The organism is Micromonospora sp. AMSO31t, from assembly GCF_008868175.1.
Taxonomy (GTDB): Bacteria; Actinomycetota; Actinomycetes; order Mycobacteriales; family Micromonosporaceae; genus Micromonospora.
The window spans coordinates 1-11,535 of record NZ_WBKT01000181.1 but is presented as its reverse complement, the minus strand read 5'-3'; the positions used below and the strand labels follow the sequence as shown (position 1 = coordinate 11,535).

The following is an 11,535-nucleotide window of genomic DNA, read 5'->3' as shown; positions in this document are numbered from 1 at the left end:
CATGGGTGCCGGGTGGGCCGCGTCAGGTGGGTGAGGGGCGACACGGCCCGCCCGGCGCCGTCACCGCTCCCTCGCGGGCGTGACGCGGATCGCAGTCCGGCCGCCCACCCCGTGCTCGCCCGCGCTGCGCCTCGTCCCGACCGGCGTAACCTGCAAGCCGCAGCTTCGTGGAGAGGGGGCGAGATGACGGACCGGGTGGCACGCGACCGCAGCGCCGCGCAGAACGGCGACCGGGCGCCCAGACCACGGGCCTGGGCGGCACCGGTACGCGCCATGTCCCGCATCCTCAACGCCGACGGCTCTCCGCGTACGACCCAGCCGGCCGGTTCCGCCCGGAGCGGGATCGTCGACTGCGGCCTCTACGTCGACGGCGAGCGCCGGCCCGGCGAGTGGACCTACGCCGACGCCCTGACGGCCGCCCGCCGGGAGCGGAACGGGTTCGTCTGGCTCGGCCTGCACGAGCCGGAGCTGGAGGAGATGACCGCGATCGCGGCCACCTTCGGCCTGCACGAGCTGGCCGTCGAGGACGCGGTCAAGGCCCAGCAGCGTCCGAAGCTGGAGCGCTTCGGCGACGTGGCCTTCCTGGTGCTGCGCACCGCCCGCTACTGCGAGCACACGGAGCTGACCGAGAACTCCGAGGTGGTGGAGACCGGCCAGGTGATGCTCTTCATCGGGCCGAACTTCCTGATCAGCGTCCGGCACGGGGACGCCTGCCGGCTGTCGCCGGTCCGGGCCGACCTGGAGGCGAAGCGGGACCTGCTGCTGCACGGCCCGTGGGCCGTCGCGTACGCGGTGACCGACCGGGTGGTGGACCTCTACCTGGAGGTGGCCGACCGGCTGGAGGACGACCTCGACGTGCTGGAGGCGGACGTCTTCGACCGGCAGGGCAGCGGGCGGATCCAGCGGATCTACCAGATGAAGCGGGAGCTGGTGGAGTTCAAGCGGGCCGTGGTGCCGTTGCAGCGCCCGCTGCTCACCCTCACCTCGCAGGTCAACCGGGAGGTGCCGCAGGAGGTGCGGCGCTACTTCCGGGACGTGCAGGACCACCTGAGCCGCACCGTCGAGCAGGTGAACTCCTACGACGACCTGCTCAACTCGATCCTCCAGGCGCGGCTGGCCCAGGTCACCGTCGACCAGAACAACGACATGCGCAAGATCGCCGCGTGGGCGGCGATCGGTGCGGTGTGGACCGCGATCGCGGGCATCTACGGCATGAACTTCGAGAACATGCCGGAGCTGAAGTGGACCTACGGCTATCCGGGCATCTGGGCCGTGAACCTCGGCCTGTCGTTCATCCTGTACCGCTGGTTCCGCCGCAACGGCTGGCTCTGACCCTGGCAGACGGAAGCGCCGGCCGCGCGGGGCAACCCCCGCACGCCGGCGCTTTCCGTGACCGTTGGGTCAGCGACGACCGCTGGACTTGGCGGTGTTCCGGCCGTTCTGCGTGGCCTTGGTGACGTCGTCCGCCGGGCGGCCGCTGACGTCCCGGGCGCCCTCGGCGACCGAGGGAACCTTGTCGTTCGGCTGGATCACCGGCTGGCTGCTCGACGTGGCGGTCGAGGCGCTGCCGCTGCCGGCGACGGCCGAGCTGCCGGCGCCGGTCGGCCCGGCCTGGGTGACCTTCGCCGTCGCGTCCGGAGTCTCCACCACGATCGTGTCCACGTCCTCTCGCATCGGCTCCAGCTTGCCCGTCGGGTCGTACTCGGCCCATTCCTGCTGCTCGCGGCGGCGGCGCATGGCCATCGCGCCGGCCAGGCCGGCGACCGTGCCGGCGACCAGCAGGCCGGTGGTCATGCCGCGCGACCTCTTCTGCTTCTTCTTCGCGGCCTTCATGTTCTTCGCCTTCACCTTCTTGCTCATCGCGGCCTGCTTGGCGGCGGCGGCCTTCCGGCCGGCCAGGGTCTTGCCGGCGGCCTCGGCCTGGGCGCTCCGCATCGCCATGAGCAGCGGCGCGACTGCGGCAACCGTCGATGCCACGCCGCTCGACGCCCGATCGCGGACGACGATCGCGGTGGGCGCGACGGCGCCCCGGGCTGCCTGGACGCGCGGGCCGACCGTGGCGCCGGCACCCCTCGCCGCGTGTGCGGCGGCCTGCCTCAGGTGACCGATGCCCTGGTTCAGCTCGGCCTTCGCGAGCTGCCCCCGGGTCTTGCGCCGCCCGATTCCAAACACGGTCCCACCTCCTGGGAGTTGTTCCTTCGTCATCCTCCACCTTCGGATGCCTCCGCATGGCCAGATCGGGCACATGGGAGGATCCGCATGGAACTGACCAACGAGTGAGGAGTACCCGTGGCCGAGGCTGTCTACGCCACCTTGCACACCAACGCTGGCCCGATCCGGTTGGAGCTCTTCCCGAACCACGCGCCGAAGACCGTCCGCAACTTCGTGGAGCTGGCCGAGGGCACCCGGGAGTACATCGACCCGCGCACCGGCCAGCCGGGCAGCGGGCCGTACTACGACGGCACCATCTCGCACCGCGTGATCAGCGGCTTCATGGTCCAGATGGGCGACCCGACCGGCACCGGCCGCGGTGGCCCGGGCTACAAGTTCGGCGACGAGTTCCACCCGGAGCTGCGCTTCGACCGGCCGTACCTGCTGGCGATGGCGAACGCCGGGCCGGGCACCAACGGCTCGCAGTTCTTCATCACGGTGGGCCCGACGCCGCACCTGAACAACCGGCACACCATCTTCGGCCAGGTCGCCGACGAGCAGTCGGCGAAGGTCGTGGACTCGATCGCGAACACCCCGACCGGCCCGAGCGACCGGCCGCTCCAGGACGTGGTCATCGAGCGCGTCGAGATCGAGCGCAAGCCGGCGTGAGCGTGACGCGGGTACCTTTGCTCGCATGACTGAGCGCTCCGGGCAGGCAGGTGACGCCACAGGCGGGCCGGCGCCGACCACTCCGGTCTGCTACCGGCACCCCGACCGGGAGACGTACGTCCGGTGCACCCGCTGTGACCGGCCGATCTGCCCGGAGTGCATGCGCGACGCCTCCGTCGGCCACCAGTGCCCGGAGTGCGTCAGCGAGGGACGCCGCAGTGTGCGGCCGGCGCGTACCGCCTTCGGGGGCGGTGCCGCCGGCCGCCAGGGCTACGTCACGAAGACCCTGATCGCGCTGAACGTGCTGGTGATGGTCCTGTCGATCGCCTCCGATCGGGGCGGCGACGCGGCCGCCGGCGGGTCCGGCTTCGGCGGCCTGATGGGCGGCGGCACGCCGCTGACCGGCTGGGGCGCCGTGCTGGCCCTGTGGCCACCGCCGTTCCCGACCGAGGGTGTGGCCACCGGCGAGTGGTACCGGCTGGTCACCGCGATGTTCCTGCACTACGGCGTGGTGCACCTGCTGCTCAACATGTGGGCGCTCTGGGTGCTCGGCCGGACCCTTGAGGCGGTGCTCGGCCCGCTGCGCTTCCTGGCGCTCTACCTGATCGCCGGGCTCGGCGGCAACGTCGCGGTCTACCTGTTCAGCAACCCGTACTCCGCCTCGGTCGGGGCGTCGACGGCCATCTTCGGCCTCTTCGCCGCGATCTTCGTGATCCTGCGCCGGCTGGGCCGGGACACCTCGGCCATCGTGCCGATCCTGGTGATCAACCTGATCTTCACGTTCACCGTGCCGGGCATCTCGGTGGCCGGGCACCTCGGCGGGCTGGTGGTCGGCGCGCTGATGGCCCTGGTCCTGGCGTACGCCCCGCGGATGCGGCGCACCGCCTTCCAGGCGGCCGGCGGGGCGATCCTGCTGGTGGCGCTGCTCGGGCTGGTCCTCGTCCGCACCGCCGCGCTGACCGGCTGACCGGTCTCAGCGCGCGGCGGCGCGGGCGGCCTCCAGGGCGGCGGCGACCTGCTCGGGCGGCGCGTCCAGGTCGTAGCGGCCGAACAGGTGCAGCGACTCGCCCGCGTCGATCTCCAGCGTCTCGGCGGTGAGCCCGCGCCGGGTACGCCGTTCCACCCGGATCGCCTCCACGGCCGCCCAGGGCAGCCGCCGGCGGCCGGCGTAGCCGTGGATCACGGTGATCCCCTCCGGGTCGGCGGCCAGCCGCACCGGCGCCACCAGGTCGCGCAGCGCCCAGCCGAGCAGCGCGGCGGCGGCCAGCCCGGCGAGCACCAGCTGGACCCGGTCGTCGGCGGCGAAGAGCAGCCCCAGCGCGACCAGGACGAGCGCGCCGAGCGCCTTGACCGCCGGCAGGACCGGCGACACCCGCCACTGCGGGGCCGGGGACGACTGTGGAGTCACCGCCCCAGCATGCCAGCCGGGCGGGCCCGGGAACGGGGGAGGACGACCGCCCGGGTCAGCACGTAGGATCGGGGCAAGCCAGGTTACCGGGGAGTAGACATGAGTGACGCGGTCATCGTCGGTGCGGTACGGACCCCGGTCGGGCGGCGCAAGGGCAGCCTCGCCGGCGTCCACCCGGTCGACCTCTCGGCGCACGTGCTGCGTGCCCTCGCCGAGCGGACCGGCATCGACCCCGAGCAGGTCGACGACGTGGTCTGGGGCTGCGTGTCGCAGGTCGGCGAGCAGTCGTGGAACGTCGCGCGCAACGCCGTGCTCGCCGCCGGCTGGCCCGAGTCGGTCCCCGGCACCACGCTCGACCGGCAGTGCGGGTCGAGCCAGCAGGCGCTGCACTTCGCCGCCGCCACCGTCCTCTCCGGCCAGGCCGACCTGGTGGTCGCCGGTGGCGTCGAGTCGATGACCCGGGTGCCGATGGGCTCCAGCGTGGCCGGCGGGATGCCGTTCAGCGCCGCGATCCTCGAGCGCTACCGCGGCGTCGAGGGCGTCGCGGAGGACAGCCCGCTCCCGTTCAACCAGGGCGTCGGGGCCGAGCTGATCGCCCAGCGGTGGCGGTTCTCCCGCACGCAGCTCGACGAGTTCGCCCTGGCCAGCCACGAGAAGGCGGCCGCCGCGCAGGACGCCGGGGCGTTCGACCCGGAGCTGGCCCCGGTGGCCCTGGCCGACGGCGGCAAGTTCACCGCCGACGAGGGCATCCGGCGGGACACGTCGCTCGCCAAGCTGGGCGAGCTGCCGACGCCGTTCAAGGCCGACGGCGTGGTCACCGCCGGGTCCGCGTCGCAGATCTCCGACGGGGCGGCGGCGCTCGCGGTCACCACGAGCGAGTGGGCCAGCCGGCACGGCCTGCGCCCGCTGGCCCGGGTGCACACCGCCGTGGTCGCGGCCGACGACCCGGTCACCATGCTCACCGCCCCCATCCCGGCCACCGCGAAGGCGCTGCGTCGCGCGGGGCTGGGCATCGAGGAGATCGGGGTGTACGAGGTGAACGAGGCGTTCGCCCCGGTGCCGCTGGCCTGGCTGGCGGAGACCGAGGCGGACCCGGAGCGGCTGAACCCGCGCGGCGGGGCGATCGCGCTCGGCCACCCGCTCGGCGGGTCCGGCGCCCGGATCATGACCACCATGCTCCAGCACATGCGCGACAACGGGATCCGCTACGGCCTGCAGACCATGTGCGAGGGCGGCGGCATGGCCAACGCCACCATCGTCGAGCTGCTCTGAAATCGCTGGCTGCCGCCGCGGGCAACGCCTAGCGTGCCGACCGTGACGACACCCGACTGGTCCGGTCCGCTGTGGCGGGACGCCGCGCTGGCCTGGGTCGGTGAGGCACTGGGCCGGCACGGCCGCCGGGTGACCGGCCCCGTCGAGCCCCGGGTCCGCCCCTGGTCGCTCGTCTGGCGGGTGCCCACCGACGCCGGCCCGGTCTGGTTCAAGGCCAACAACGCGGGCACCCGCTTCGAGGCGGCTCTCCTGGCCGAGCTGGCCCGGCTCGCCCCGGGTGCGGTGCTCGACCCGCTCGCGGTGGACGTCGCACGCGGCTGGGCGCTGCTTCCCGATGGCGGCCCGAGCCTGCGCGACGTGCTCGCCGGAGACCTGACGCGCTGGGAGCGGGTGCTGCCCGCGTACGCGGCGGTGCAGATCGCGGTCGCGCCGCGGGTCGACCGGCTGCTCGCCGCCGGGGTGCCCGATCACCGGCCGGAGCTGATGCCGGATCTCCTCGACGGGCTGCTCGACGACTCCGAGGCCCTGCTGCTCGGCGAGCCGGACGGGCTCACCCCCGACCTGCACGAGCGGCTGCGGGCCTACCGGCCGGAGTTCGCCGCGACCTGCCGCCGGTTGGCGGAGTTCGGCGTCCCGGCCAGCGTGCAGCACGACGACCTGCACGACGGGAACGTCTTCGTCAGCGACGCCGGCTACCGCTTCTTCGACTGGGGGGACGCCTCGGTGGCCCACCCGTTCGCCACCCTGCTCGTGACGCTCAACTCGGTGGCGCACGGCGCCGGGCTGGCGCCGGGCGACCCGGTGCTGGTCCGGCTGCGGGACGCCTACCTGGAGGCGTGGACGGACCGGCACGACCTGGCGGCCCTGCGGGAGGCCGCCGGCCTGGCCATGACGGTCGCCACGGTGAGCCGGGCGCTGTCCTGGCGGCGGGCTCTGGCCACCCCCGACCCGGCGCGGACCGGGTACGCGGCCGCGGTCCCCGGCTGGCTCGGCGAGGTGTTCGGCGCCCCGCCGGCCTGACGGGCTCCGCCGGGCCGGGAGCGGATGTCGCACCGGCGGTGCGATTTGCACGGGTGGAAGTTCCAGAAATCGGGAGTGACCCATATCACCCCTGCTCACATGCTCGTTGCATCTTGCATGGACGTGTTCTCGCGAACGTTCCTTCCGGCCGCCGCCGAGACCGGCCTGGCGACCCAGACCGTCAGCCGGCACATGCCGGTCTTCCGCCGGTGCGTCGGCTCCGGCGACGCCACCATCCTCGTCACCCGGTGCAGCCGCCCGGACCACCCGATCGGCGGCGACTACCTCATGCTGCTCACCCACCGCCGCCTGGTGGTCACCCGGCAGACCCGGGTCCTGCACCGGCTGCGCCTGCACCTCAACACCGAACTGCGCGAGCTGAGCAACGTCACCTGGAGCCCCGACCCCCGGTCGCACAGCCTGGAGCTGGCGGCCACGGCGATCGACGGCGTCCGGGAGCGGTTCCTCGTCCGGACCCACCACCCGAAGCAGGTGTGGCAGCTCGACGCCCTGCTCAACCACGCCTTCCGGACCCGGCTCCGGACGCCCGCGGAGCGGCTGGTCGCCACCATCGGCGAGCCGCCGTCCGGCGCCCGCCCGGCCGTGTTCCGCCCCGCGCCGGTCCGCTGACCGGCTCCTTACCGAATCCGAACACTCCCCTGACCTTCCGGGCGGCCCCCGGTCGGTAATCATGGGCCGGTGACCGCCGACGCCGCACCGCGCGGGCTCGTCCTCGTGGTGGAGGACGAGCCGGCCATCGCCGACCTGGTCCGGCTCTACCTGACCCGCGACGGGTTCGGCGTACACCTGGAACGGGACGGGGCCGCCGGGCTGGCCGCCGCCCGGCGGCTGCGCCCGGTGGCCTGCGTGCTCGACATCGCACTGCCCGGCCTGGCTGGCACGGAGGTGTGCCGGCGGCTGCGCGAGGCCGGGGACTGGACGCCGGTCATCTTCCTCACCGCCCGGGACGACGAGGTGGACCGGATCGTCGGCCTGGAGCTGGGCGCCGACGACTACGTGACCAAGCCGTTCAGCCCGCGCGAGCTGGTGGCCCGGGTCCGGGCGGTGCTGCGCCGCACCGCGGGCGCGCCCGCCACGGCCGAGCAGCCCCGGGTGGTCGGCGCGGTCACCCTCGACCCGTCCCGCCGCACGGTCACCGCCGCCGGCGCCCCGGTGCAGCTCACCTCCACCGAGTTCGACCTGCTCGCGCACCTGATGGCCCGGCCGGGCCGGGTCTTCACCCGGGAGGAACTGCTGGCCGGCGTCTGGGGGTACGCGGCACACGCCGGCACCCGGACCGTCGACGTGCACGTGGCGCAGGTGCGGGCCAAGCTCGGCCCGGCCAGCGTGATCCGCACCCACCGCGGCGTCGGGTACGCGGCCGATGCCTGAGCAGCCCACGATCGCGCTGCCGGTCATCGGGTCCGGTCCGCCGGCCCCGCCCCGGCGGCGGTTCGCGCACACCCTGACCGTCCGCGCGGTGCTGGTCACCTGCGCGGTGGCGCTGGTGTCGGTGCTGGTCACCGCGCTGGTCGCGGTGCCCCTGGCGGTGCGCGGGGCGGAGCGGCGCGACCAGGAGGCGTTGGCCGCCCAGACCCGGCTCGCCGCCGAGGTGCTGCGGGTCCGCGCGGCGCGCCAGCGGGACACCGCCGGGGACCGGCTCATCCGCCAGCTCCGCCAGCAGCAGATCGAGGTGTACCTGATCCGGGCCGGCCAGGCTGACCACGCCGGCCTGCCCCCGCAGGTGGTGAAGCGGGTGGCGGCCGGCCGGGACGTCTCCGGCCGGCGGCTGGTCGGCGGCGAACGGGCGCTGGTCGAGGGGCGGGCGCTGCCCGGCGGGGACGGCGTCGTGCTGGCCCGGCCGACCCGCAACGGACCGTGGCGGCAGGTGCTGCTCAGCCTCTGGCTGCCGATGCTCGCCGGGCTCGCCGCCGGGGTGGCCGCCGGCCTGCTGCTGGCCCGCCGGCTGGCCCGGCCGATCCGGAACGCGGCGGCCGCCGCCGCCCGGCTGCGCGCCGGGGACCGGGCGGTCCGGGTGCCGGTCGAACCGCCCGACGAGGTGGCCGACCTGGCGTACGCGCTGAACGGGCTGGCCGCCGCGCTGGCCACCAGCGAGGGGCGGCAGCGGGAATTCCTGCTCTCCGTCTCGCACGAGCTGCGCACCCCGCTCACCGCCATCCGCGGCTACGCCGAGGCGCTGGCCGACGGGGTCATCGACGCCGACGGCGTGCCGGCCACCGGCCGCACCGTGCTCGCCGAGGCCGAGCACCTGGACCGGCTGGTCAGCGACCTGCTGGCGCTGGCCCGGCTGGAGGCCGCCGACTTCCCGCTGGAACCGGGGCCGGTCGACCTGACCCGGCTCGCCGCCGACGCGGCACGCACCTGGTCCGACCGGTGCGCGGCGGTCGGCGTGCCGTTCCGGGTGGAGGCGCCGGACGCGCCGGTGCCCGCGTACACCGATCCGGGGCGGATCCGGCAGGTGGTGGACGGGCTGCTGGAGAACGCGCTGCGGGTCGTACCCCCGGGGGCGCCCGTGGTGCTCGCGGTCCGGGCGGCCGGCGCGGACCCGGCGTCGGGCGGCCTCGTCGAGGTCCGGGACGGCGGACCCGGCTTCACCGACGACGACCTGGCGGTGGCGTTCGAGCGCGGGGCGCTGCACCAGCGGTACCGGGGGGTGCGCAAGGTGGGCAGCGGCCTGGGGCTGGCGCTCGCCGCCGGGCTGGTCCGGCGGCTCGGCGGCGACATCACGGCCGGGCACGCCCCGGAGGGCGGCGCGGCCTTCACCGTCCGGCTGCCCGGCGATCCTTACCTGACCCGAACATCGGCCTGACGATCCGCTCGCGTGCACGGGGAAGGCTGACGGCACCACGGACGAGAGGAACACTGATGGCACGTCAGGGAATCGTCACCGGCGTCACCGCGCTGCTGGCCGCGGCCGCGTTGGGGCTCGCCGGATGCGGCCCGGCCCAGGTCGCCCAGGACTCGGCCAAGGAGACCGCCGTCGAGGTGGCCGCCGCCCTGGGCGCGGACGGCCAGGCGCTGGCCGCGCTCGGTGTCGACGCCGCCGAGCTGGACGTCGACCCGGTCGCCGCCCCGGCGCCCTCGGCGTCCGGCGCGCCCGGTGAGCAGGCCGGCCCGCAGGACAAGCGGGGTGAGCGGGCGCAGGAGTGGCGCAAGCGCCACCGCGCCCGGGTGCTGCTGCGGAAGAACACCCTGCACGGCGAGGTCGTGGTGCGGACCAAGGACGGCGGGACGAAGACCGTCGCCGTGCAGCGCGGCCAGGTGACCGCGATCGACGCGAAGTCGATGACCGTGAAGTCCACCGACGGCTTCTCGGTGACCTGGACCTTCGACGAGAAGCTCCGGGTGGTCGAACGGCGCACCACCGTGCAGTCCAGCGACATCAAGGTCGGCACGACGGTCGGCGTGGCCGGCGCGAAGAACGGTGACACGTCCGTCGCCCGCCTGATCGTCGTCCCCGCCAAGCAGCGCTGAACGGAGGGCCCTCCGTGCCACGCACGGGGGGCCCTCCTGACCCCTCAGTAGACGCGCGACCCGATGAAGTCGGCGTGGCCGTAGCCGACCGGGTTCGGGTATGACCGGGACTCGAAGGACCACTGCTGGCGGGTGCTCGTCGAGCAGGTCGCCAGCCGCAGCCGCGGGGTGATGAGCCATGGGTTGTCGAAGGCGACGCACAGGCCGCTCGCGCCGGCCGGCTTGAGCTGGTTGCCCGCGAAGACGAACCGCTGGTTGGCCCCGCCGTGGCAGTCGTGGATGTTCACCGCGGTGCCGGCGGTCAGGCTGCCGCCGCTCACATCCAGGCAGCGGTCGTGGGAGAGCTCGGAGTGCAGCGACTGCCGGGCCGGGTCGTACCAGAAGCCCTGGTTGCGACCGCCGTGGCAGGCGTACGACTGCTGCACGGTGCCGTTGCGGGAGTCGTAACCCCTGCCGTCCACACAGGTCCCGGTGGCCGCGTTGCGCAGCTGGCGGAACTCCAGCAGCCCGTCGACCAGCACGCCCTGCCCGGTGCTGGCCGGGTCGACGCAGGTGGCCCGCTGGGCGCCCGCGTTCCAGAACTGGGTGACGCACTGGGCGAACATGCCGTGCCCGCGGTAGTTGGGGTGGAACGACTGCCGGGCCGCGTTCTCGTCCCAGACCCCGATCTCGATGTAGAGGCCGCGGACCGAGGTGTTGTCGGTGCACACCTCGTGGCCGTGGAAGAGCCGGCTGGCGTCCAGGTAGCGGGTGCCCGTGTTGGTGGCGGCGGCCCGCAGCGCCGACTCGAACATCGGCACCGCCTTGTTGCGCGCGAACGCCATGTCGGCCAGGTAGAGCAGACAGCCGCCGGCATACCAGCCGGGGAAGTTCGGGTTGTCCTCCACGTCCGGGCTGCCCGGGCTCGGGTATGACATGAGCACCAGTTCGTAGTCGGAGCGCAGGTAGCCGGCCGCGGTCATGGTCTGCCGGATCGAGTTCAGCGCGGCCTCGACCGCGAGCCGGCTGCCGTCGGTGCGGATCGTCCACTGGTCGGTGTAGGTGGGCCAGCACGCGCCCTGGAAGAAGACCCGGCGGATCGCGCAGTCGGTGGCCACCGGCCCGAACTGGATGGTGCCGTCGCCGTTCGCGCCGACCACCACCCAGAGGAGCCGGACGTGCGTGTTGCGCGCCTTGATCGCCAACTGGTCGCCCTGGTTCAGCTCGTTGTGCTGGGTCGGGCCACCCGCGATGAGGTTCCACGGGGTCGCTCCCGAGCAGGCCAGGTTGTACTTCTGGTCGGCCGGGATACCGGTGCGGAAGACCGCCTGGTCGTACGAGCGGTCGCACCAGTTTCCGTCCTGGTGGGTGCCGGGCACGTAGTTGCCGACGCCCTCACCGGAGATCTCGCTGTCGCCCATGGTGACCAGGGCGGTGCGCCGCTGTTCGAGCGGCCGGATGTCGGGGGAGCCGTAGAGGGCGGTGGCCTCGGCGGCGCGGACGGTCTCCAGCGCGGCGGGGAGCGGCTGGACGGGGGGCCG

The 11,535-nt window shown here is 74.1% G+C and carries 12 protein-coding genes; 9 read left to right on the top strand and 3 right to left on the bottom strand.

The window, feature by feature from the left end; genetic code table 11:
- The first annotated feature begins 183 nt into the window (after positions 1-183).
- Positions 184-1,332 carry a magnesium/cobalt transporter CorA gene (gene corA, locus F8274_RS26795; RefSeq protein WP_151465138.1) on the top strand — a complete coding sequence of 383 codons (1,149 nt, stop codon included), beginning with the start codon at positions 184-186 and terminating at the stop codon, positions 1,330-1,332.
- Positions 1,333-1,401: 69 nt separating this feature from the next.
- Here the strand turns inward: corA and F8274_RS26790 are convergent, their stop codons facing one another.
- A complete protein-coding gene (locus F8274_RS26790) occupies positions 1,402-2,205 on the bottom strand; it encodes a hypothetical protein (protein WP_151465137.1) in 804 nt (267 codons plus the stop codon).
- An 84-nt stretch (positions 2,206-2,289) separates the two neighbouring features.
- Here F8274_RS26790 and F8274_RS26785 point away from each other — a divergent pair, with 84 nt between their 5' ends.
- Entirely contained in the window at positions 2,290-2,820 is a 531-nt protein-coding gene (locus F8274_RS26785; RefSeq protein WP_151465136.1) for a peptidylprolyl isomerase, read from the top strand.
- A gap of 25 nt (positions 2,821-2,845) precedes the next feature.
- Positions 2,846-3,787, top strand: coding sequence for a rhomboid family intramembrane serine protease (locus tag F8274_RS26780; protein WP_151465135.1), 942 nt, complete (start codon positions 2,846-2,848; stop codon positions 3,785-3,787).
- Between the two features lie 6 nt (positions 3,788-3,793).
- On the opposite strand, the gene F8274_RS26775 is transcribed toward F8274_RS26780, so the two are convergent.
- Positions 3,794-4,228, bottom strand: coding sequence for a PH domain-containing protein (locus F8274_RS26775; RefSeq protein WP_225853993.1), 435 nt, complete (start codon positions 4,226-4,228; stop codon positions 3,794-3,796).
- Positions 4,229-4,327: 99 nt separating this feature from the next.
- On the opposite strand from F8274_RS26775, the gene F8274_RS26770 reads away from it, so the two are divergent.
- From F8274_RS26770 to F8274_RS26745, 6 genes are all read left to right on the top strand, one after another.
- The gene (locus F8274_RS26770) at positions 4,328-5,500 is read left to right on the top strand and encodes an acetyl-CoA C-acyltransferase (protein WP_151465134.1); all 1,173 of its coding nucleotides are present in this window, start codon (positions 4,328-4,330) and stop codon (positions 5,498-5,500) included.
- Between the two features lie 42 nt (positions 5,501-5,542).
- Positions 5,543-6,520 carry a phosphotransferase gene (locus F8274_RS26765; protein ID WP_225853992.1) on the top strand — a complete coding sequence of 326 codons (978 nt, stop codon included), beginning with the start codon at positions 5,543-5,545 and terminating at the stop codon, positions 6,518-6,520.
- A gap of 117 nt (positions 6,521-6,637) precedes the next feature.
- Positions 6,638-7,150, top strand: a complete 513-nt coding sequence (locus tag F8274_RS26760) for a hypothetical protein (RefSeq protein WP_151465132.1) — start codon at positions 6,638-6,640, stop codon at positions 7,148-7,150.
- 69 nt (positions 7,151-7,219) lie between these two features.
- Positions 7,220-7,912 (top strand): response regulator transcription factor, encoded by a 693-nt coding sequence (locus F8274_RS26755; RefSeq protein ID WP_151465131.1) that lies wholly within the window; start codon positions 7,220-7,222, stop codon positions 7,910-7,912.
- Positions 7,905-9,350, top strand: a complete 1,446-nt coding sequence (locus F8274_RS26750; protein WP_151465130.1) for a HAMP domain-containing sensor histidine kinase — start codon at positions 7,905-7,907, stop codon at positions 9,348-9,350. Before F8274_RS26755 ends, F8274_RS26750 begins: the two co-directional genes overlap by 8 nt.
- A gap of 56 nt (positions 9,351-9,406) precedes the next feature.
- Positions 9,407-10,015, top strand: a complete 609-nt coding sequence (locus F8274_RS26745) for a hypothetical protein (protein ID WP_151465129.1) — start codon at positions 9,407-9,409, stop codon at positions 10,013-10,015.
- 44 nt (positions 10,016-10,059) lie between these two features.
- Here the strand turns inward: F8274_RS26745 and F8274_RS26740 are convergent.
- The coding region (locus F8274_RS26740; RefSeq protein ID WP_151465128.1) for a ricin-type beta-trefoil lectin domain protein at positions 10,060-11,535 on the bottom strand (1,476 nt) is incomplete at its 5' end.